This is a genomic window from Streptococcus sp. 477, assembly GCF_013277295.1.
Lineage (GTDB): Bacteria > Bacillota > Bacilli > Lactobacillales > Streptococcaceae > Streptococcus > Streptococcus pseudopneumoniae.
This window is the reverse complement of the sequence record NZ_VMMQ01000023.1, coordinates 1-21,096: the sequence shown is the minus strand read 5'-3', so window position 1 is coordinate 21,096 and position 21,096 is coordinate 1. Positions and strand designations below refer to the sequence as shown.

Sequence of the window (21,096 nt, the reverse complement as noted above, 5' to 3'; positions counted from 1 at the left end):
TCTTCTTTTGAAACAGATTTGAACTGATAATTGCTCGTTTTAATTTAAAAAGCTCTTTTGAGCAAAACTTCATTTTTTTAAGAGTCCAACAATTTCTGTCTATCGCTTTTCTACTAGCAAAAAACCTACCTTGAGGCAAGTTTTCATTTATATATCTAATTTCGTAATAGTATAGTAAAATGAAATAAGGACAGTCAAATCGATTTCTAACAATGTTTTAGAAGTAAAGGTGTACTATTCTAGTTTCAATCTACTATAAATTTGATATGAGAATAGTCTTTCTCAACATCCTTATCCAACAAGAATGCTGTGGCGTCCTTCTTAACTTGAACCAGGTCAATATTCTGGGCTTGGGCTGCATAGACGCAGCCACAATAACATTGACGATAGATATCATACTCCTCACACATCTCTACTGAACGTTTGTAGCCTTGATTTTTCTTGAAATCGCTGGGAAGATAGTGGGTCGTGTAAATTTTTTGCACATCGATTCCGATGCTATTGATGGTTTGAGAATTCTTATGAGGACTGATAGTCAAAGCTGAACCAAAGTAGTCAAAGCCCAAGTCCATAGCCACTTGCGCTGTTTTATCAAGTCGGTAGTCAAAATAAACCTTGCAACGGTCGCCACCTTCGGGCTCCTCCTCTAGTCCCCTAACTAGTTTTCGGTATTCATTGGGTTCGTAGGGAGCTTCTAGGTACTGAACCGTATTTCCTGTCCGCTCATTAAAATCACTAACAAGTTTCTTGGTGACATAGACCCGCTTATGGTATTCTACCTTGGGATGGATATTAGAATTGGCAAAATAGATGGTCACATCTGCATACTTGGTCAAATATTCTAGTGTATAGGTACTACAAGGAGCACAGCAAACATGCACGAGAATGGTTGGCCGCTGCTCATTTTTCTCCCATGCTTGTACCATTTTCTGCATGACACGGTCATAATTAATCTTCTGATTGGGGGTCATCTTGCACAGAATTTCTTCTACATCGATCATGTTCTTCTCCTTTTTCTAGTCTTATTTTATCATATAAGTTAGGAGAGCTCAAATCAATTTAGAAGTGAATATTATAAAAAGAAGGGTTAGTCATTCCCTCCTTTTGTGTTTTTTATAAGTTGTTTTCTATAGAAAGCTTACATCATCCCGCCCATCATACTTGGATCCATTGCTGGAGCTGGGGCTACTGGTTCTGGTTTATTGGCTACGACTGCTTCTGTTGTCAAAATCAAGCTGGCTACAGATGCTGCATTTTGTAGGGCTGAACGACTCACTTTAACTGGATCAATGATACCTTGATCAATCATGTTAACCCACTCGCCAGTTGCTGCGTTGAATCCTATACCAAGCTCAGCATTTTTCAAACGATCGATAACGATAGAGCCTTCAAATCCTGCATTGTGGGCGATTTGACGAACAGGTTCTTCCAAAGCACGGAGAACAATATTGCGTCCTGTTGCTTCGTCTCCTGTCAATTCCAAATCAGCCACGGCTGGGATAACATTTACAAGGGCTGTTCCACCACCTGCAACGATTCCTTCTTCAACAGCTGCACGAGTAGCGTTGAGGGCATCTTCAATGCGGAGTTTCATTTCTTTCAACTCAGTTTCAGTTGCGGCTCCGACCTTAATAACCGCTACACCACCTGACAATTTGGCCAAGCGTTCTTGCAATTTTTCACGGTCAAATTCAGAAGTTGTAGTTTCGATTTGAGACTTGATAACCGCAACACGGTGAGAAATCGCTTCAGGATTTCCTGCACCTTCTACAATAACCGTGCTATCTTTGTCCACGGTCACTCTCGCTGCTTGACCAAGAGCTTCAATTGTCGCATCTTTCAACTCAAGACCAAGGTCTTCTGTGATAACTGTTCCGCCTGTTAAGATGGCGATATCTTCAAGCATGGCTTTGCGACGGTCACCAAAACCAGGTGCCTTGACTGCTACTACGTTGAAGGTTCCACGAATCTTGTTCAAAACAAGAGTTGGAAGAGCCTCGCCATCCACATCATCCGCAATAATCAAGAGTGGACGATTGCTTTGGAGAATGCTTTCCAAAAGTGGCAAGATTTCTTGGATATTGGAAATTTTCTTGTCTGTAATCAAAATGTACGGATTTTCAAGGTCAGCCACCATTTTTTCGCTATCTGTCACCATGTACTGTGAAAGGTAACCACGGTCAAACTGCATTCCTTCTACGACTTCAAGCTCTGTTTCCATACCACGTGACTCTTCGATGGTGATGACACCGTCTTTGCCAACTTTTTCCATTGCTTCAGAGATGTACTCACCAACTTTTTCAGAACGAGAAGATACGGCTGCAACTTGAGCGATAGCTTCTTTATTGGCAACAGGGATGGCGTTGTTTTTCAAAGCTTCAACTGCTGCGGCAACTGCTGTTTCAATCCCACGACGAATACCGATTGGATTTGCACCTGCTGTGACGTTTTTGATTCCTTCACGGACGATAGCTTGGGTCAAGACTGTTGCAGTCGTAGTTCCGTCACCTGCGATATCATTGGTTTTAGAAGCTACTTCTGATACTAACTTAGCACCCATATTTTCAAAATGGTCTTCCAATTCGATTTCTTTGGCAATGGTCACACCGTCATTGGTAATCAAGGGTGAACCGAATGACTTTTCAAGAACGACATTGCGACCTTTTGGTCCCAAGGTTACTTTAACAGTGTCTGCAAGGATATCGACACCACGAACCATGGCTGAACGAGCATCTGATGAAAATTTAATTTCTTTTGACATACTTACTTTCTCCTTCTATTCCTCAATGATTGCCAAAATGTTAGCTTCGCCTACGATGATGTACTTTTCATCTCCATCTTTGACATCAAGACCTGCGTGGGCTTCAACTAAGACACGATCTCCAGTTTTAACACTTGGAGCAACCAAGTCACCGTTCAAGGTACGAACACCTTGTCCAGTAGCCACAACTTGAGCTGTTTTGGTTTTTTCTTGGGCTGAGCCTGCAAGGACAAAGCCCCCAACGGTTTGTTCTTTTTCTTCTATTTTTAAGACCACACGGTCCCCTAATGGTTTCAACATCTGATTTCCTCCATAATGAGATAGATATTATTAGCACTCTTTGAACTTGAGTGCTAATTCATAATTCTATTGTATCACTTGGTCAGAAATAGTCAAGAAAAAAGTCTGACTTTCTCAAGATAAAAAGCCTGAGACCAACTCAGACTTTTTAATGTTTATACTCAATGAAAATCAAAGAGCAAACTAGGAAGCTAGCCGCAGGCTGCTCAAAGCATTGCTTTGAGGTTGTGGATAAAGCTAACGTGGTTTGAAGAGATTTTCGAAGAGTATTAAAATGGCAATTCTTCCTCTTCCAAGACTAGGTCTGCCAAGTCTTGACCTGCATTATTTTCACGCATGGCACGTTGAGCACGACTTTCCAAGAGTTGGAATCCAGTAACAAGTACTTCAGTCACATAGTTCATTTGACCATTTTTCTCAAAGCGACGGGTACGCAATTCTCCATCCACAGAAATAAGACTACCTTTGGTTGCATAGCTTGCCAAGGTTTCTGCTAGTCTGCCCCATAGAACCATATTAACAAAATCAGCTTCACGTTCCCCGTTTTGGTCTTTGTAACGACGGTTCACAGCGATAGTTGCTCGCGCTACTGACTTGTCATTATTGGTTTTGTGCAATTCTGGTGTAGACGTTAAACGTCCAATCATGATAACTTTATTATACATATTTTTTCCTCCTACTTATCTATTCGTAGGAAATCAAAAAAAGTTACAGAAATTTGTAACTTTTCGAGAAAATTTTTTAGTTTTTATGAACCATGAAACCTGTCGCTTGTTGATTGGCCATGATGGTCATATCTGTAATCTGAACACGACGAGGTTGACTGGTCACATAGACTACTGTGTCTGCGATGTCTGGTGCCTGCAAGGCTTCGATTCCCTGATAAACCGTCGCAGCTCGTTCTTTATCACCGTGAAAACGCACTGTAGAAAAATCTGTTTCAACAATTCCAGGCTGAATGGTCGTCACCTTGATATCCGTTGCGATGGTATCAATTCGCAGTCCATCCGAAAAGGTCTTAACCGCAGCCTTGGTAGCTGAGTAAACAGCGGCACCAGCATAGGCATAAATTCCTGCGGTTGACCCCATATTGATGATATGTCCTTGATTGGCTTTTACCATTGCTGGCAAGAAAGAGCGAGTGACTGCCATTAAACCTTTGACATTGGTATCCAGCATGGTCAACATATCCAACTCTTCATAGTCCTGATAGGGTGCCAAGCCAAGAGCTAGTCCAGCGTTATTGACCAATATATCAATCTGACCTATCGTTTCTAGAATATCGGAGCAGACAGTCTTGACCATGGCCATATCCGTCACATCTAGTGAAAAAGTCCAAACTGTTTGATTTGGATAGATTGCTGAAAACTCCGACTTAAGAGTTTCTAATCTGTCTGTCCGTCGTCCAGTTAGAACGACATTCTCACCCTGCTCCAGATAAGCACGCGCAATTGCTTCACCAATACCTGATGTCGCTCCTGTAATCACTACATTTTTTGCCATCTTATTTCCTTCTATCTGGTCTATCAGATACTAACAACTTCTTAGGCAGTCCAGTGTTTAGCTGGGTCGAATGGTGTTCCGACAACTTGGTCTTCTGATAATTCAAGCACCCCACGTTTTTGTGGAGCATTTGGCAGATGCAATTCACGAGGACTGCACATCATGCCAAAACTCTTTTCACCACGAAGTTCGCCTGGGAAAATAAGATTGCCTTTTGGCATCATAACTCCAGGAAGAGCTACAATTGTTTTCAATCCAACACGCGCATTGGGAGCCCCTGCAACAATTTGTACTGTCTTATCACTTGCGACTGCAACTTGGCAGATGTTGAGGTGGTCACTATCTGGATGAGCTACCATCTCGACAATTTCACCAACAACAAACTTAGGTTCCTTGTCATTAACAATTTCCTCTGCAAAACCTTCCGCCTGCAATTCTTGGTTCAAACGAGCTACTTGCTCATCTGACAAAAAGACTTGACCGCGCTCTGCAATTTCAAACAAACTTGAAACTTCGAAAATATTCCACGCCACTGTTTCCCCATTATCTTTTAGAAAAACATGGGCTACCTTGCCTTTGCGCTCCACATCTAGTTTGGCATCTCCGCTATTTTTCACGATGACCATAAGGACATCACCGACATGTTCTTTATTATATGTAAAAATCATTGTTTCTATTTCTCCTATTTCAGTCCTGCTAAAAAGTCGTTAATTTGTTGCTTGCTTTTACGGTCGCGATTAACAAAACGACCGATTTCCTTGTCCTTTTCTAGAACAACAAGGCTAGGAATTCCGTAAACATCCCAAAGTTTGGCCAAATCCATATACTGGTCTCGGTCCACACGAATAAAGGTGAACTCTGGATTAGTTTTCTCAATTTCTGGTAAGGCAGGATAGATATAACGACAATCGCCACACCAGTCCGCCACAAAAAGAAAGACCTTCTTGCCATCTTTTTCTACTAAGGATGCTAATTCTTCTAAACTTGCTGGTTGTATCATAAGACTTCCTCCTCATAGACTAGGTCTTCATTTTCATAGACAAAGGTATAATGACGCCCATCCTCAAAAATCACGCCACCAACCAAGCTCTCTAGACCGCTTTCGTAAACTTGAACATAGAGGGTCGCAATTTCTCCCATGTCTGAAAAATGGTCTCGCACAATCGCTGTCAACTCTTCCTGAGTCTTCCTGAGCTTATGGTCATCTGCAACTTTTTTCGTAGCAAGGGCAAGGCTCCCAATACCAAGCAGAGCCAGACCTGCCATCCACATTTTTTTAGCTTTCATACCATTCATTTTAACACAAAAAAGGCTTTAGGACAAATGAGGAAGCAGCAGAAAAGCAAGTAAAAAGCCTCTTCCTTAAAGGAAAAGGACTTCTTATACTCAATGAAAATNNTGTTTTGAGGTTGTGGATGAAGCTGACGTGGTTTGAAGAGATTTTCGAAGAGTATTATTCTTATTGCCAGGCACCTGAGTTGCCAACGTAATAACCATCAGGTGTGTAGGTATTGCGAAGCATCTTACCTGATGAAGCCAGATAATACCACTTGCCATTATCTTTGACCCAATCATTCGCTAGCATGGCACCAGAAGAACTTACATAATACCATTCTCCCTTGTCATAAACCCAAGTGCTTGCTTTCATGGCTCCTGAGCAATTAGAGGCCAAAAAAACTGTCCAATATCATTCATTTTTTAAAAGCATTTGATACTACATCATCCACGCTGTAAGACATAGATACATCAAACGTAAGAGCCAAAATATCGAAAAATATACAACTTTTAAAGGCAACATTTCATTTTTTAAAGTCTAACAACCATAGCTGAAATCAGAGCAAGGCTTCAATTTCCTACTCTTAGTACGCCTATTTTGATGATTGAAGTGAAGATTTTTTATTTAACGTAGACAATTCCCAACTTCCCAAAGGCCACATCTCCACGGATAATCAAGGTTTTGCTGGTTGGGGCTAGAGGGGCATCTGCCTTGGCTACACCACAGAAAGTTTCCACCTTCAAATCAACTCTCCAATGTTGGGGAACATAGATAACTGCATTGCCAAAACCAACTTCTACTTTCAGGGTTGCAGTGTCTCCTAAAATCTCTGCATTGTCGTAATATATCTTGGCATTTCCGAAGCCAACTTCTACTTGGTCTTCTACCAATTCTTGATTTTGCTTGTAGAAAGTCCCAGTCCCAAAAGCGACTTCCTTATCTGTAAGAATGGTCTTTTCACCATCATACCACCATTTTTTCCCGTTCCAAGTTCTGTTAGAATGAGTGAGTACGCTGACACCCATTACGATTAAAATACTAGCCCAGAACAATGACTGATTTGGAATCGGTAAAATGTCATAAAAATGATTAGCAATCATGAGAGCTACAAAAGTTGTAAAAACTGCTGATGTCAGATGACGACGAAGCAAAGCTTCAACTGATTGATAGGCAAAAAATGCAATACCAAGCAAGGGCCAAATATGCCCTCCCAGAGAAGGGATTCCAAAATTTCCTTGTAATAATATTAAAGCCGCCAAAATAAGCAACACAATACCAAATGCTTTCTTTTTCATGTTCTTACCTCATGTTTCTTAGATTTTCTTTTAGGAGGGATTGGTAATGCCGTGACACATGAACCTCCTTGTGGGTCTGATAAAAGGAAATGGTGCCCGTTCCTGAAAAGGACTTGTCCACCGAATAGATTTGCCGAATATTAGCGATCGTTGACTTGGATACCCGACTAAAATAACGAGGAAGGATAGCCTCTAACTCATAGAGTTTAAGCCGAACCTCGTAGGCGTCTTTCTGGGTATGGGCGTAAATCTTGCTACCTTCTGTCTCAAAGAAGAGAATTTCCGACAAGTCCAGATAATATTCACCTGTTCCCTTGTAAAAAATCAACCTAGGAGACTTGGATTCTTGCAAGAGGCGCTGTAAATCCGCAATCTCATCTGTCAAAGCCGCTGCCTTGATGACAATTTCAGTTTCCTCTAAATTGCTGTCAATTTCGATTCGTAACTTCATTCCATCTCCTTTCTGACTCTACTATATCAAAGGCAAAATAAGAAAACAAGAGCAAAAAAGCAAGTGGTTACTTTAGGCACGTAAGTGGTTCTAGGATCGCCTTATACTCTTCGAAAATCAAATTCAAACCACGTCAGCGTCGCCTTACCGTACTCAAGTACAGCTTGCGGCTAGCTTCCTAGTTTGCTCTTTGATTTTCATTGAGTATTAACTTACAGGTCAAAATAGAAAGAAAAGCACACCCCACACAAGACCACAAATATAACCAACTACTACATCCTTGGGATAATGCACTCCCCCTAAGACTCTCACTAGACCGAGGAGGGCTGATAATGTCAAACAAATCATCCCCATAGTTAGACTAGCATGCAAGCAAGCCATGGAGATAATGGTTGCTGAAAAGACATGACGACTGGGCATAGACTGACCAGGACTATCTCTGTCAAGCAAGGGTTTAATATCCCATTCCTCATAAGGCCTAGGGGCATTGATTTTCTTACGGAAAAGAGACAAAATTACAAAACCTGACGCAGGGACAAACACATAGATACAGACCTGTTTCCCTAAGCCTTCTTGGAAATAGGTAGTGGCTAACAAGGTTAGATAAACTATAGGCATAACTACTGTCATCAACCGATTGAAAGTTCTTAACAAGCTCAGAAGAAAGGGCTTATTTTCAATCTTACTAGCAATGTGGCCATACCATTCTTGATAATTTTTCATTTCAATTTCTCATATTTTTCTAGAACTTGTTGAGATGTTTTCCCCTTGGCAAGCCAATCTACTAATTTATCCAAGCGACGTATTTCTTGCAACAAAGGATCATCAATTTCCTCAATACTAACCCCACAAATCTTTCCTGTAATCGCTATCCGTTCAGGAGCATAAGACGGCGCCTGTCGAAAAAAATCTCCATCAGTAAGATCTTTATTCAGACAAGTGAGGATGTCACTCACTTCATAACCTGTCAGCCAACTGGTCACTTGGTGAACGGATTCTGCCCTTCCCCCCTTTCGCTCGACCTTGGCAAGCAAGGCTAGATAGACCGCAACAAATTTCATATTGTATAATTTCTGACTCATACTTCTCTCTTTCTATGTATACTAGTATAAATAAGAAAAAGAAGGCCGTCAAGCCTTCTTTCGATTTATTCTTCTGCTTCGTCTTCTGTAAATTGACTGTTGTAGAGGTCTGCGTAGAAACCAGCTTGCGCCATCAGCTCATCATGATTGCCTTGCTCGATGATATTGCCATCCTTCATGACCAGAATCAGATCAGCATTACGGATAGTAGACAAGCGGTGGGCGATAACAAAGGAAGTTCTGCCTTCCATCAAACGATCCATAGCTTTCTGAATCAATTCCTCCGTCCGAGTATCGACAGAAGAAGTCGCCTCATCTAGGATTAGGAGTGGTGCATCTTTCAGCAAAGCACGAGCAATGGTCAAGAGTTGTTTTTGTCCGACAGACAAGGTCACTGTGTCGTCCAAGACGGTATCGTAACCATCTGGTAGGGTCATGATAAAGTGGTGAATCCCTACAGCCTTGCTGGCTTCAATCACGCGCTCATCACTAATCCCCTCTTGGTTATAGATAAGATTGTCGCGAATAGTACCTTCAAAGAGCCAAGTGTCCTGCAAAACCATTGAAAAGGCATCGTGTACTTCCGAACGCTTCATCTCTTTGGTATCCACACCATCGATACGGATACTTCCCTTATCAATCTCATAGAACTTCATCAAAAGATTGACAATGGTTGTCTTACCAGCTCCGGTCGGTCCGACAATGGCAACCTTTTGACCTGCATGAGCTATCGCAGAAAAGTCATGGATAATGGTTCGCTCTGGTGTGTAACCAAAGGAAACTCGATCAAAGACCACTTGACCTTTCATATCGCTCAATTGTCTTTCTTTATGGGATTCGTCTTCCATTTCCTCTTCAGCTAGAAATTCGAAGACGCGTCCCATGGCTGCACTAGCCTGCTGAAGACTAGTAACCCCTTGGGCAATTTGTGAAAGAGGCTGAGAAAAGATACGAACGTAGGCCATAAAGGCAACGATAATCCCGATACTAATCTGCCCATTCAGAGCCAAGGCTGCACCAACGATAATCACCAAGGCATAGCTAAAGTTCCCAATAAACATCATAATCGGCATCATAATCCCTGAAATAAATTGAGATTTCCAGATACTATCATACAGACGATGATTTAATGTTGCAAATTCTTCTTTCGTACTCTCGATAGCATTATAACTAGTCACCACATTATGACCAGAGTACATTTCCTCCACATAGCCATTGACAGCTGCCAAATTCTGTTGCTGACTCTTAAAGAAGCCCTGGGATTTGCCCATAAAGACAGACACGAAAGCAAAACCGATAAGGGTTGACACAACCGTCACCAAGGCTAAAATCCAGTTCATCCCAAACATGGTTACCAAGACTGCTAAGACCAGCAAACTAGATGAAAGAACTGTTCCCAGACTTTGATTGAGGGACTGGGCTGCAGTGTCAACATCATTGGTTACACGAGACAAGGTATCTCCTTGAGAGTGTCCATCAAAATATCCCAATGGTAGGCTATTGATTTTCTCTGCAATAGCTCTTCTCAAACGCTCTGAAAAACGTTGAATGACTGTAGTAAACAGAAAGGCCTGCAAATAATTTGATAGAAGCCTAATTACATAGATGACGACCAAAAAACTACCAATGGCTGCAACCGCCGCGACATCCACACTTGTTTCCAGACCACTGGCAATAATATTAGTCATTTCCTTGATGCGGGTTGGACCATATACAGTAATGATATTGGATACGATTGTTGCTAGAAAGGCTATCAGAAGGGCAAACTGGAGGCCTGCAAGATAGGGTTTACTCTGTTTCCAGAGAGACATTTTCTTATTTTCCATGTTCCAATTCCTCCTTCGATAGTTGTGAATAGGCAATTTCTTGGTAAACTTCGTTGTTTGCTAGAAGTTCCTTGTGGGTGCCTTGTCCCACGACTTTTCCTTGATCCAAGACCAAAATCAAATCAGCATCCATAATCGTTGAAATACGCTGTGCGACGATAAGCTTGGTCATAGACTTGGTTTTCTCTGCTAACTCTTGGCGTAGGACACGGTCTGTCTTGTAATCCAAAGCTGAGAAGGAGTCATCAAAGATGAGGATTTCTGGCCTCCGAGCCAAGGCACGCGCAATGGCCAGACGCTGTCTTTGGCCGCCTGAGAAGTTGGTTCCTCCTTGGGCCACTTCTGAGGCCAAGCCCGCTTCCTTGTCTTCGATAAAGTTTTTAGACTGGGCCAATTCCAGAGCCTGCCACATAGCTTGCTCACTAAGTGGTGTTTCTTGACTCTGTCCAAAGTCTAGATTGCCCTTGACATCTCCAGAAAATAGCACAGCTTTTTGTGGAATATAGCCAACCTTGTTGCGCAAATCATTTAAGTCATAGTCTTGAACATTGACACCGTCCACCAGAATTTCTCCTTCTGACACGTCGTAGAAACGTGGAATCAGATTGACCAGAGTTGATTTACCAGAACCTGTTGACCCAATAAAGGCCACTGTTTGGCCAGTTTCTGCTTTAAAGCTAACATGCTCGATAACTGCCTCCGAATTTGCCGCATAGCGGAAGGTCACATCCTTAAATTCGACCTGACCTTTGAGGTTTTCATCAGCCAGCTGCACTTGAGCAGGGTTTTGGATAGAAGAATGCAAATCTAAAACTTGATTAATCCGCTTAGCAGAGACCATAGTTCGGGGAAGAACGATGAAGAGTGCTCCCATGAGAAGGAAGCCCATGACAACCTGCATAGCATAAGACATGAAAACAATCATGTCACTAAAGAGAGGCAGACGCGCTATCGGAGCAGCGTCGTTAATCACATAGGCCCCAATCCAGTAAATCGCCACACTCAAACCACTTGAAATCCCCATCATGATAGGGTTCAAAATAGCCATAAGACGGTTGACAAACAAATTCAAGCGTGTCAATTCATCATTTGCTGCTGCAAATTTTTCATTTTGGTATTCTTCAGCATTGTAGGCGCGAACGACACGAATACCTGTTAAACTCTCACGAGTGATACTGTTCAGCTTATCTGTCAGACTTTGAATCAAGGACTGTTTTGGAAAGGCTAGCGTCATCAAAACAGTCGTCATCAAAACATTGACAATTACTGCCACAAGAACGGCCCAGAGCCAGTATTCTGAATGACCTAAAATCTTTCCGATAGCCCAGATAGCCATAATCGGACCACGCGTAACTACTTGCAAGCCCATAGTAATCAACATCTGAACCTGAGTAATATCATTGGTAGTACGAGTTAGAAGACTAGGAATAGAGAATTTCTTAATCTCTGTCTGCGAGTAGTCTAAAACTCGGTTAAAAATATCACTTCTCAACCTACTAGTATAAGAAGCTGCCACTCTGGATGCAAAAAATCCAACTGCAACTACGGACAAGAAGGCAAGAAAGGACATTCCCACCATCATGCTTGCCGGCTGCCACAACTCATCTAAATTAGTTCCTTGACTACCTAGCAAATCCGTAATTTTCGAGATATAAGTCGGCACTTCCAACTCTAGATAGACCGAAAAGCAAGTAAAGAGAATGGCTAGTAAAATCATCCCCCATTCTTTTCTACTAATTCGTTTGGCTAATTTCTTTATTCTCTCCTCCTATTCCCTTGATATTTACCTGTAGTTGACCGATAACTTTCTCAAAAATCAGTAATTCATCTTCATCAATGTCTTCCATCAACTGCTTGTCAATTCGTTCAAAAAAGGCCTTAACCTGCTGCATTTGAGAACGTGCTTTGTCCGTCAAACGAACAAATTTTGCCCGCTTATCGCTAGAACTCGCCTCCAATTCCACCAAACCATTTTGCACCATACGCTTGACCAATTTACTAGCAACAGACTTGGTAATATTGAGTTCCTGCTCGATATCTTTAATCAAGACCAAGTCTTGGTTTTTCTCACGATTATCCAAAAAACGCACAACCTGACCTTGAGGCCCACCCATAAATTCAATACCACAACGTTTGGCTTCCTTTTGCACCATGAGGTGAATCTGATGACCAAAACGCTTAAAGACTAACATCGGTTTATCCATACTAACTCCTTTCTAACTATCACATTTAGTTCTCCTAGGAACTAAACAAGTTTCCATGAGAACTATTTTACCACTTTGAAAAGAGATGTCAAGAAAAAGTTTCCTAGAGAACTATTTTCTTGATTCAAAAAATCCCAAGTGATTTTTTCACTTAGGATCATGTTCTCTAGGTTAAATTAGAACCCATCTACATTTGTGTAGATTTTTTGTACGTCTTCGTCGTCTTCAAGAACGCTGTAAAGTTTTTCAAAAGTTTCAAGGTCATCACCTGACAATTCCACTTCTGACTGAGGAATCATTTCCAATTCAGTCACTTGGAATTCTTGGATACCTGACTCACGAAGGGCAACGATAGCCTTGTGAAGGTCAGTTGGCGCTGTGTAAACTGTGATTGTACCTTCTTCTGCTTCTACATCGTCCACATCCACATCCACTTCGAGCAATTGCTCAAAGACCGCGTCCGCATCTTCTCCAGCAAATACGATAACACCCTTGTTATCGAAGAGGTATGAAACAGAACCTGAAGCGCCCATGTTTCCGCCATTTTTACCAAAAGCTGCACGGACATTAGCCGCTGTACGGTTGACATTTGAAGTCAAAGTATCAACAATCAACATAGAACCATTTGGTCCAAAACCTTCGTAACGTCCTTCTGTAAAGGTTTCGTCTGTGTTTCCTTTAGCCTTGTCCAAAGCCTTATCGATAACGTGTTTTGGCACTTGGGCTTGTTTAGCACGGTCGATAACGAATTTCAAGGCTGAGTTTGATTCTGGATCTGGATCACCTTTTTTAGCTGCTACATAGATTTCTACACCAAATTTTGCATATACTTTAGAGTTAGCTCCATCTTTAGCCGTTTTCTTGGCTACGATATTGGCCCATTTACGTCCCATTAGGAATCTCCTTTTTTCACATTTTAATCTTTCTTATTATAACACAAGTTTTTTCGATTTTCACTAGAGGAAATGGATTTTATTTAGCAAATACAGCTAGGATTGCACTTTGGTTACCAAGATGTCTTACCTTTCTATCTTTATCAACATTCAAAAAACAAACTAGACCATTATCTGTAAATAGAAAGTTTCAACCAAGTTTGACAAAGTCAGCTCAAGCTACTGTTTTGAGGTTGTAGATATAAGCGATAAAAACCATTATACTGCACCTTTTGTTGACAGTCTACTCCAGACGTATCATAGTTCAAGTAAATACTTTGAAATTCAACAGTTCTTATAGGTGCTATTGTATTCTAAGAAATCAATAGAAGAATTTCTAAACAAAACCATAATTTATATGTTCCTGAAACAGAAATTTATGTTCTTTTTGATTTTACATAATACTGAAGTTAGACTAGTACAACGGCACTTCTAAAACAAGCAAAAGGTAGCTAATTCCCTGTATAGCAAGGAGTTTCACTACCCTTTTTACTTCTTCTTACAGCCCCTGTTTGATAGACTCATTTTAACATCACGAGCATACTCCAATGGAAATCGCTAGGCAAGAGATAAACTTTCAGATATTCGCAGAGAGAGCATCGCCTCTTTTTATCGCAAGCATTCTTCTCTCCTAGTCATTTTCTACCTTATCCTCTACCTGAGGATAAAGAGTCGTTCCCCAAATAGAAATCGTCCGCTTACGCACTAGTGGCAAATCGGTTTTTTCATAAACCGTACGCCACCATTCCCAGGCAAGTCCGGTACACTCCCTAATTTTGACAGAGAGATTGCGAACATTCCCTTTTAAAGGAATACTAGTAGTAAAGTGAGCCGTCAAATCCTGCCCATTTCTGTTCCAAGCCTTAGGAGTCAAAACTTCTTTACCTTGATAATCATAGGATAATTCATCCCAAGTAATGTAATATTGGGCAACATAGGCACCGCTATGATCCAAGAGTAAATCTCCGTTTCTGTAAGCTGTCACCTTAGTCTCAACATAGTCTGTACTGTTTTGAAAGGTCGCAACTACATTGTCCCGTAAAAAAGAAGTTGTATAGGAAATCGGCAAACCTGGGTGATCTGCTGTAAAGCGACTGCCTTCTTGAATCAAGTCCTCTACCATATCCACCTTGCCTGTTACAACTCGGGCACCCGAACTCGGGTCGCCCCCTAAAATAACTGCCTTCACTTCTGTATTGTCCAAAATCTGCTTCCACTCTGTCTGAGGAGCCACCTTGACTCCTTTTATCAAAGCTTCAAAAGCAGCCTCTACTTCATCACTCTTACTCGTGGTTTCCAACTTGAGATAGACCTGACGCCCGTAAGCAACACTCGAAATATAGACCAAAGGACGATCGGCAGAAATTCCTCTCTGCCTCAAATCCTCTACCGTTACAGTATCTTGAAATACATCTCCTGGATTTTTAACAGCATCTACGCTGACTGTATAATAAATCTGCTTAAAATTAACAATCTGAATCTGCTTTTCGCCCGAATGGACAGAGTTAAAATCAATATCAAGAGAATTCCCTGTCTTTTCAAAGTCAGAACCAAACTTGACCTTGAGTTGTTCCATGCTGTGAGCCGTGATTTTTTCATACTGCATTCTAGCTGGGACATTATTGACCTGACCATAATCTTGATGCCACTTGGCCAACAAATCGTTTACCGCTCCGCGAACACTTGAATTACTGGGATCTTCTACTTGGAGAAAGCTATCACTACTTGCCAAACCAGGCAAATCAATACTATAAGTCATCGGAGCACGATCGACCGCAAGAAGAGTGGGATTATTCTCTAACAAGGTCTCATCCACTACGAGAAGCGCTCCAGGATAGAGACGACTGTCGTTGGTAGCTGTTACAGAAATATCACTTGTATTTGTCGACAAGCTCCGCTTCTTTCTTTCGATAACAACAAACTCATCGGGTAGCTGATTCCCCTCTTTGATGAAACGATTTTCAATACTTTCTCCCTGATGGGTCAAGAGTTTCTTTTTATCATAATCCATAGCTAGTATAAAGTCATTTACTGCTTTATTTGCCATCTTCTACCTCCTAATAAGTTCCTGGATTGAGTTGCATAAACTCAGACTTGTTTAGTGAAATCAGCTGTGGTTGGACTAGGTGATCCAAAACTTCCTCGTACAATTCTTCTGAGACATTGCGTCGCCGTCTGGCTAGATAAGAAGTCGGAATAACCGTATTATCCAACATAAATACCTTATCTAAGTCAATCAAGGTTGGTCTTGTAAAAGGATTACGAGCTAGACCCGGCTCTTCTATCATAAAGTTCTTGACCAAACGTCTGGTCAAGAGAGCTGGTTTGAAGGTCTGATTTTTAACCAACTCTTTGTTTTTAGTCATGCTGTTGTCAATACAGATATACATATGATTCTTCACAGCCAAATCGCTACTAATAGTCGGAAAAGGCAAATAAAGAGCTACAACATCTCCTCTCTTAATCAAGCAAGAGCACCCCCTTTTCTCCTAATGTAACATAGACAGGATTGACCAAGTCTTCTGATTGACTCAGAATTTCCAAAGTTTGAGTTTGGCGCCCTGTCAATTTAGTAGCATCTTGTCTCTTCAATACAAAATGCTTATCGCCAATCACCTTGACACTATAATCCTTCTCCAAAGCTGACTGGTAAATCCACATCAGATGTTGTCTGTCCTGAGAACTCAAGAGAGAAGGATGTTCAAGTCTCCCGACAGCCTGATAAAAATCAAAAACAGGAGCCAAAGCCTGCCAATCTGACTGGCTAGTTGTCAAGGCTAGAAAAAGGGCTTTGCGAGCTGATACTTCTTGATTAGCCTTGAGAGTCCCTTTTCCCTCCAAGTTTTTTAGAAAGTGGGAAACTCCAGAAAGCAAATTTTTCTCTAACTGCGAGAAATAAAAACCTTGCCTTCCCAGACATAAGTCTTTCATGTCGCTTTCTCTAGCAAATAAGAGCTCAAACAGTTGATAGTAAAAGAAAAATATCTGGCACTGGGTCGCGCTCATCTTTTCCTTATCGGCTTCTTTTTTCAACCAGAGCAAGGGCGACAGGTAGCTGGATTGAGACATTTTCTCCACCTCCTATTCTTTTTTAACTGGAGCATCTGCACTAGCTGCTACTTCTTTTGACTGGATACTTTCCCACTGGTTGATTTCCTCTGAGATAAGACCTTCGCATGTCTTGACAAATAGGGCAAAAGCCTTGGTTTTTCCTGCATATTTCTCTGTTTGACATTGATAGAGGAATTTTTCTCTCTCCAGAAGTTGCGCAGTCTTTTGGTAAGAAATCCAGTGTTCTTTGGCATTATACAAATTGAGAATCCCCTCACACAGCAAGCCTAGACTGGACAAGGCAACCGAAATCAAACGGAAGCGATCACCTGGCATAGGAATAGCACAAAAAACAGCTATGAGAAAACCTGCCACGATTTCTGTTATTTTTAATACCTTATAGCGTCTACGATGTTGAACGCTTTTCTTTAAAAAATGAGCTATCTGTACATCCAATCGATCTGTCAGGTACATTTCTTCTGGCGTCATGTTCGTAACTCCTTTCATTTACTTTGATAATCATAGTATAACATATTTGAATATCAAAGTATAGTAAAAACTGAACTATAACTTATTATAAAACCCAAATATAAAATATTTGTGAAATGAGAGAAAAATATCACAAAAAGGATGGAACAAAAAGTTTCAAAATGATAAAAACGCATAATACCTTGCCTTAAAAAGCTTGATATTATGCGTTTTATCAGAGAAAGATTTTCTGAATGTTCACTTCAAATTGAGTTTTTCCAACATTCTATCAATCACTATTCTAGCTGGTTTCCGACTCGGCTAAGTTTGACTTATCTTAACTGAGCAAGAACAGCTTTGAGTTTCTCAATCAACTCATCTTCTGTTTGGTCAGACTCTTTCTCATTGGCTAGGAAAGCAACTGCTTGAGCGAGAGCTTCTCGTGCTTGGTCGAGGACTTTCGCATCTACACTTGTAAGGTCGCTTTCTTGCAGAACCTTAGTCAATTCCTTGGTCAATTTCTTGAGTTCTGACTCTTTCTTGCGACGAGCGATGAGGAAGAGAAGGAGACCAAGAAGGGCGAGCAGGCTAGCAATCATCGTACCGTATGGAAGATGACCTTGTTCTTTCCTTGTTTCTTTCGTTTCTTCTTCATCCTTAGTCGCTTGCTTGCCTTTCAAGGATTCGAGAGCTTCTTTGACCTTGGCAGTCATCTCTTTCAAGCCTGCCTCTGTCAAGTCAGCATTTCTAAGGGCTTCTTGACCCTCTCCGAGAATGACCTTCGCAGCGTCGATGACAGATTGATCAATACCATCCAAGTCTTTCAAACGAGTTTCCAAGTCTTGAATCAAATCTCTTAAGACTGATTTATCAACCTGTTTCTCTTGACTCGATTGAGTGCCTCCAGCGAAGGCTACACTTCTACGGCTACGGGCTGGTGGTGTCACAGAACTTCCAGATAGCCCTTGTGGAGACTCTGGTGCTGTCGCATTTCCTGTTTCCCTATCTTGAGCAGATGGAGCAGTAGCTTGACCCGTCGAATCTCCTGAATTAGCTGGAGTGCTTGGAGTAGCAGGCTGACCTTGATTGTTTGAACCGCCTTGACTACCATCATCATTGATTGCACTAATTGCATTTGTTTTAGCATCGTTCAACTCTTTAGCTGCTTTATTTCGTTTAGCTTCGTCTAAGCTAATACCTGTAATAGCACCAACTGCTGTATCTTTCTTAGTTGTTACGTCTTGTGGTGAAGTAGCTCTATTAACTTCGGTTATACCGTTCGTTTTAGCTGCTTCCACTTGTTGTTTCAACTTAGTTACGTCAGCTGGTAATAGATTCGCACTATCGATTTCTCTGTTTTTTCTATCAGCTTCCGCATTGATTGCACTAATTGCATTTGTTTTAGCATCGTTCAACTCTTTAGCATCTTCTTCTGCTTCAGTACGTGTTCTGGCATGCCACTGATTTGCAAGGAGCAACTCATTACCATCTAAAAATCTCATGCCAGCTGCATAAACTAATTTTTTAATATCATTATTCCCTCTTGTTTCAAAGGTAATCTTATATTTTCGATTAGAATTGGGAAGTTCAAAGTAAAATAAACGTCCTGTACTAGAATTTATGATTCTAAATTTCTCATCCGCACTACTACGTTCCTCTTGGCTCTGATAATCTCTGCGATAGGGATTTGTCCCTCTAGGTCCTTGAGTAGCTAACTGTGTCAAATTATCTGCCGGCAGTGGACGAATTCCAAAACGATTAGTAGCTCCAACATGTTGTGGAGTACCTTCTTTTTGTCTACCAAATTGTGCTTGACTAACTTTTAACAATGATAAAATGTCACTAGTATTGGGAGAATATGCTGTAGTACCACCACCCTGGTTAGAGATAGAAATCCCATCTGTACCATGTTTGAACTCTTGTCCAGATGGTACAGTAAACCACACCTGTGAATGACCTGGTAACGTCCTATATCCATTATTAAGTTCTAATTGCCAACGAAATCCATCGCTCGTTGATGTTACTGTATATTTGATATAATTTTCAGCCTCTGATACTGGTCGTGTTGCATTATTTCGAGGTGTTCTATCAGAATAATAGACATAAGTATACCTACCATACGGAGAATTTCCCTTGTTGCCTGATTTCTCAAAGTAACTTTCTTTTGCGTTTTTAAATTCCTCAGAGTAGTTTTCGCCAGCTCTTGCCGCCCTTGCAGATCTTCCACTATAGTTAGCATTACGAAAGTCAGAGTAGCCACCATCACGTGGTTGCGGGGTTACTCCTCCACCTGTAGTCTCTTCTCCATATTTTTCTTCCAGCACTCCTTCGATGAGGTCTCGGGATTTTTTCAGGTCGACTAGGGCAGCTGCAAAATCTTCTTGGCTGATGGTATCACCCTTAGAAAAGGCTTCATTAAACTTATCAGCTGCTGCTTTTGCTGCTTGGATTTTATCTTCCGACGCTCCGTACCGTCGAAGTTCCTTGGTGATATCCTCCAATTCCTTTTTTAGTCCATAGGCGCCGTTCTCACCTTCTGTCGTATTGGTGTAGGTTGGGAGTTCTCGTGGAGTAGATTGAGAGTTGGCTTCAGGTGCTGCTTCCTTTCCTGCATCAGTTGGACTAACTTGGTTTGCAGCTGGTTCAAGATCGATTGGCCCACCTCTTTTACGACGCTTCCCACTACTTGCTTGCTCAGTCACAGCCCCATCTGGAGCGCTAAGCTTATTATTTGTCGAACTTGCTTCACCCAAGTCTGTCAATTTTGGTAGCGATGGCTCCAAGGCTTGATTGACACGGCTCGTCAGTTCTTCCATAGCTCTTACTTGCTCATCAACCTGCGCTTGCGTCGCTTTTGGATCGTCCAAAACTGCCTTAGCTGCTGCTAGACGCGACTCCACTTCATCGTGGAGCGCTTTCATGGAGCTAAGAGTTAGTTTTTCCAACAAAGCTTGCAGATTGCCTTGGAGTGATTTAGCTTCTGTCGTTTTAGTGACAGATGTGGGCTGGTCTTGCTCTTTTTCTCTCTCTGATTGAGAAGTTTCTTGAGCAGCTGGTTTTGCCTCTGGTTTGGTAGGAGCAAGGTCAGCTGTTTCCTGCCCCTTACTAGCGTCCTCGATTTTAGTCTCTGGAGAGTTTGACTCCCCTGTAGACTGGAGCTCAGCCGACGGTTCAGTCTGAGAGACCTTCTCTGGCTCTTCCCCATCTGACTCCTGCTTATCCTTATCTGGTGTTCCAGCAGATTCAGCAACTACATCACTGGCTGTTGCCGAAGATACTGCAGGTGCCTGCGCTTGCACCCCATTTGCGAAAAACATCAATGCCGCAACCGCAACACTAGCAGCCCCAAAATGGTATTTACGAATGGAATAACGGAAAATTTTCTCTCCATTGCCATCATTCTTTTTCTTGAACATAAGTGAATCCTTTCCTCATCTGAGAGCTTCCCCGAGCTTAGAAAGCGCGCAAAAAGCCGACAGTCGATAATATATCAATCATATAGTAACACTTCTGACATACAAGTCAACCTCCTCGCTGACAAGATAGAGTCAGGAAAGGCAAGGAAAAAGAGACAATATATATATATATGCATAGACATATAAAACCTTTTGATACAGCCTGTTTTTTAACAAAGATACAAGAATTATACTACATTTATATATGCACGGCATCCTCTGTGATAAATATTAAAATATTATTACATTTTGATTACACAAACATTTCAAAATATGTGATAGAAACCTGAGTATTTTATAGTAATTCCCTTCCTATCAATTAGGTCAACAGTTGAGTGTTGAATGTTGAAACACCCTAGCCTCAGCAAAGGACTATGATCAGCATTTCCTAGCCGCTAGGACGCTCCAAACCACCTATTCTAAGTCCATCACTAGCTTGGTCAGTAAGATACAGACTGCAAGGCGACGTTGACGTGGTTTGAAGAGATTTTC

Annotated in this window: 21 protein-coding genes and 1 pseudogene; all 22 read right to left on the bottom strand. The window is 41.5% G+C overall.

Going from position 1 to position 21,096, the window contains the following annotated elements:
• Window positions 1–245 precede the first annotated feature (245 nt).
• Complete coding sequence (locus HT691_RS04095; RefSeq protein WP_000567552.1) at window positions 246–1,001, bottom strand: epoxyqueuosine reductase QueH; 756 nt, start codon at window positions 999–1,001, stop codon at window positions 246–248.
• Between the two features lie 137 nt (window positions 1,002–1,138).
• Window positions 1,139–2,761 carry a chaperonin GroEL gene (groL, locus tag HT691_RS04090; protein ID WP_050223014.1) on the bottom strand — a complete coding sequence of 541 codons (1,623 nt, stop codon included), beginning with the start codon at window positions 2,759–2,761 and terminating at the stop codon, window positions 1,139–1,141.
• Window positions 2,762–2,776: 15 nt separating this feature from the next.
• Complete coding sequence (gene groES, locus HT691_RS04085) at window positions 2,777–3,061, bottom strand: co-chaperone GroES (protein WP_000917330.1); 285 nt, start codon at window positions 3,059–3,061, stop codon at window positions 2,777–2,779.
• 269 nt (window positions 3,062–3,330) lie between these two features.
• Window positions 3,331–3,726 (bottom strand): single-stranded DNA-binding protein, encoded by a 396-nt coding sequence (locus tag HT691_RS04080; RefSeq protein WP_000282467.1) that lies wholly within the window; start codon window positions 3,724–3,726, stop codon window positions 3,331–3,333.
• A 76-nt stretch (window positions 3,727–3,802) separates the two neighbouring features.
• Window positions 3,803–4,564, bottom strand: a complete 762-nt coding sequence (locus tag HT691_RS04075) for an SDR family NAD(P)-dependent oxidoreductase (RefSeq protein ID WP_023934072.1) — start codon at window positions 4,562–4,564, stop codon at window positions 3,803–3,805.
• A gap of 41 nt (window positions 4,565–4,605) precedes the next feature.
• Entirely contained in the window at window positions 4,606–5,232 is a 627-nt protein-coding gene (gene ytpR / locus HT691_RS04070) for a YtpR family tRNA-binding protein (protein ID WP_172925262.1), read from the bottom strand.
• A 14-nt stretch (window positions 5,233–5,246) separates the two neighbouring features.
• Entirely contained in the window at window positions 5,247–5,564 is a 318-nt protein-coding gene (locus tag HT691_RS04065; protein ID WP_000615778.1) for a thioredoxin family protein, read from the bottom strand.
• Window positions 5,561–5,860, bottom strand: a complete 300-nt coding sequence (locus HT691_RS04060; protein WP_007284809.1) for a DUF4651 domain-containing protein — start codon at window positions 5,858–5,860, stop codon at window positions 5,561–5,563. Before HT691_RS04060 ends, HT691_RS04065 begins: the two co-directional genes overlap by 4 nt.
• Before the next feature lie 163 nt (window positions 5,861–6,023).
• Window positions 6,024–6,239, bottom strand: a pseudogene (locus tag HT691_RS04055) (N-acetylmuramoyl-L-alanine amidase family protein); the annotation flags it as partial.
• A 221-nt stretch (window positions 6,240–6,460) separates the two neighbouring features.
• The gene (locus HT691_RS04050; protein ID WP_000725711.1) at window positions 6,461–7,135 is read right to left on the bottom strand and encodes a membrane protein; all 675 of its coding nucleotides are present in this window, start codon (window positions 7,133–7,135) and stop codon (window positions 6,461–6,463) included.
• Between the two features lie 4 nt (window positions 7,136–7,139).
• Window positions 7,140–7,586, bottom strand: a complete 447-nt coding sequence (locus tag HT691_RS04045; protein WP_000776605.1) for a LytTR family DNA-binding domain-containing protein — start codon at window positions 7,584–7,586, stop codon at window positions 7,140–7,142.
• 219 nt (window positions 7,587–7,805) lie between these two features.
• Window positions 7,806–8,309: a phosphatase PAP2 family protein gene (locus HT691_RS04040; RefSeq protein WP_000800914.1), complete on the bottom strand. Its 504-nt coding sequence runs from the start codon at window positions 8,307–8,309 to the stop codon at window positions 7,806–7,808.
• Entirely contained in the window at window positions 8,306–8,668 is a 363-nt protein-coding gene (locus HT691_RS04035) for a DUF2200 family protein (protein WP_000078815.1), read from the bottom strand. The genes HT691_RS04040 and HT691_RS04035 overlap by 4 nt, the downstream gene beginning before the upstream one ends.
• Window positions 8,669–8,733: 65 nt before the next feature.
• Window positions 8,734–10,494 carry an ABC transporter ATP-binding protein gene (locus HT691_RS04030; RefSeq protein ID WP_172925261.1) on the bottom strand — a complete coding sequence of 587 codons (1,761 nt, stop codon included), beginning with the start codon at window positions 10,492–10,494 and terminating at the stop codon, window positions 8,734–8,736.
• Window positions 10,484–12,253, bottom strand: coding sequence for an ABC transporter ATP-binding protein (locus HT691_RS04025; RefSeq protein ID WP_100127940.1), 1,770 nt, complete (start codon window positions 12,251–12,253; stop codon window positions 10,484–10,486). Before HT691_RS04025 ends, HT691_RS04030 begins: the two co-directional genes overlap by 11 nt.
• Window positions 12,228–12,698 (bottom strand): MarR family transcriptional regulator, encoded by a 471-nt coding sequence (locus HT691_RS04020; RefSeq protein WP_100127941.1) that lies wholly within the window; start codon window positions 12,696–12,698, stop codon window positions 12,228–12,230. The genes HT691_RS04025 and HT691_RS04020 overlap by 26 nt, the downstream gene beginning before the upstream one ends.
• Window positions 12,699–12,874: 176 nt before the next feature.
• Window positions 12,875–13,591: a YebC/PmpR family DNA-binding transcriptional regulator gene (locus tag HT691_RS04015; RefSeq protein ID WP_100127942.1), complete on the bottom strand. Its 717-nt coding sequence runs from the start codon at window positions 13,589–13,591 to the stop codon at window positions 12,875–12,877.
• A gap of 670 nt (window positions 13,592–14,261) precedes the next feature.
• On the bottom strand, window positions 14,262–15,677 hold the full coding sequence (gene ply / locus HT691_RS04010) for a cholesterol-dependent cytolysin pneumolysin (protein ID WP_172925260.1): 1,416 nt from the start codon (window positions 15,675–15,677) through the stop codon (window positions 14,262–14,264).
• Window positions 15,678–15,687: 10 nt separating this feature from the next.
• A complete protein-coding gene (locus HT691_RS04005) occupies window positions 15,688–16,098 on the bottom strand; it encodes a hypothetical protein (protein ID WP_226372364.1) in 411 nt (136 codons plus the stop codon).
• Window positions 16,091–16,699 (bottom strand): hypothetical protein, encoded by a 609-nt coding sequence (locus HT691_RS04000; RefSeq protein WP_166732002.1) that lies wholly within the window; start codon window positions 16,697–16,699, stop codon window positions 16,091–16,093. The genes HT691_RS04005 and HT691_RS04000 overlap by 8 nt, the downstream gene beginning before the upstream one ends.
• Window positions 16,700–16,711: 12 nt before the next feature.
• Window positions 16,712–17,170 (bottom strand): DUF4231 domain-containing protein, encoded by a 459-nt coding sequence (locus tag HT691_RS03995; protein ID WP_166732003.1) that lies wholly within the window; start codon window positions 17,168–17,170, stop codon window positions 16,712–16,714.
• Between the two features lie 311 nt (window positions 17,171–17,481).
• Window positions 17,482–20,565, bottom strand: a complete 3,084-nt coding sequence (locus HT691_RS03990) for a YSIRK-type signal peptide-containing protein (RefSeq protein WP_172925259.1) — start codon at window positions 20,563–20,565, stop codon at window positions 17,482–17,484.
• Window positions 20,566–21,096: the final 531 nt, after the last annotated feature.

Bases quoted from the DNA above. Each gene is read 5' to 3' on its own strand.
- HT691_RS04095 (WP_000567552.1), bottom strand. From the start codon at position 1,001: ATGATCGATGTAGAAGAAATTCTGTGCAAGATGACCCCCAATCAGAAG.
- groL (WP_050223014.1), bottom strand. From the start codon at position 2,761: ATGTCAAAAGAAATTAAATTTTCATCAGATGCTCGTTCAGCCATGGTT.
- groES (WP_000917330.1), bottom strand. From the start codon at position 3,061: ATGTTGAAACCATTAGGGGACCGTGTGGTCTTAAAAATAGAAGAAAAA.
- HT691_RS04080 (WP_000282467.1), bottom strand. From the start codon at position 3,726: ATGTATAATAAAGTTATCATGATTGGACGTTTAACGTCTACACCAGAA.
- HT691_RS04075 (WP_023934072.1), bottom strand. From the start codon at position 4,564: ATGGCAAAAAATGTAGTGATTACAGGAGCGACATCAGGTATTGGTGAA.
- ytpR (WP_172925262.1), bottom strand. From the start codon at position 5,232: ATGATTTTTACATATAATAAAGAACATGTCGGTGATGTCCTTATGGTC.
- HT691_RS04065 (WP_000615778.1), bottom strand. From the start codon at position 5,564: ATGATACAACCAGCAAGTTTAGAAGAATTAGCATCCTTAGTAGAAAAA.
- HT691_RS04060 (WP_007284809.1), bottom strand. From the start codon at position 5,860: ATGAATGGTATGAAAGCTAAAAAAATGTGGATGGCAGGTCTGGCTCTG.
- HT691_RS04050 (WP_000725711.1), bottom strand. From the start codon at position 7,135: ATGAAAAAGAAAGCATTTGGTATTGTGTTGCTTATTTTGGCGGCTTTA.
- HT691_RS04045 (WP_000776605.1), bottom strand. From the start codon at position 7,586: ATGAAGTTACGAATCGAAATTGACAGCAATTTAGAGGAAACTGAAATT.
- HT691_RS04040 (WP_000800914.1), bottom strand. From the start codon at position 8,309: ATGAAAAATTATCAAGAATGGTATGGCCACATTGCTAGTAAGATTGAA.
- HT691_RS04035 (WP_000078815.1), bottom strand. From the start codon at position 8,668: ATGAGTCAGAAATTATACAATATGAAATTTGTTGCGGTCTATCTAGCC.
- HT691_RS04030 (WP_172925261.1), bottom strand. From the start codon at position 10,494: ATGGAAAATAAGAAAATGTCTCTCTGGAAACAGAGTAAACCCTATCTT.
- HT691_RS04020 (WP_100127941.1), bottom strand. From the start codon at position 12,698: ATGGATAAACCGATGTTAGTCTTTAAGCGTTTTGGTCATCAGATTCAC.
- HT691_RS04015 (WP_100127942.1), bottom strand. From the start codon at position 13,591: ATGGGACGTAAATGGGCCAATATCGTAGCCAAGAAAACGGCTAAAGAT.
- ply (WP_172925260.1), bottom strand. From the start codon at position 15,677: ATGGCAAATAAAGCAGTAAATGACTTTATACTAGCTATGGATTATGAT.
- HT691_RS04000 (WP_166732002.1), bottom strand. From the start codon at position 16,699: ATGTCTCAATCCAGCTACCTGTCGCCCTTGCTCTGGTTGAAAAAAGAA.
- HT691_RS03995 (WP_166732003.1), bottom strand. From the start codon at position 17,170: ATGACGCCAGAAGAAATGTACCTGACAGATCGATTGGATGTACAGATA.
- HT691_RS03990 (WP_172925259.1), bottom strand. From the start codon at position 20,565: ATGTTCAAGAAAAAGAATGATGGCAATGGAGAGAAAATTTTCCGTTAT.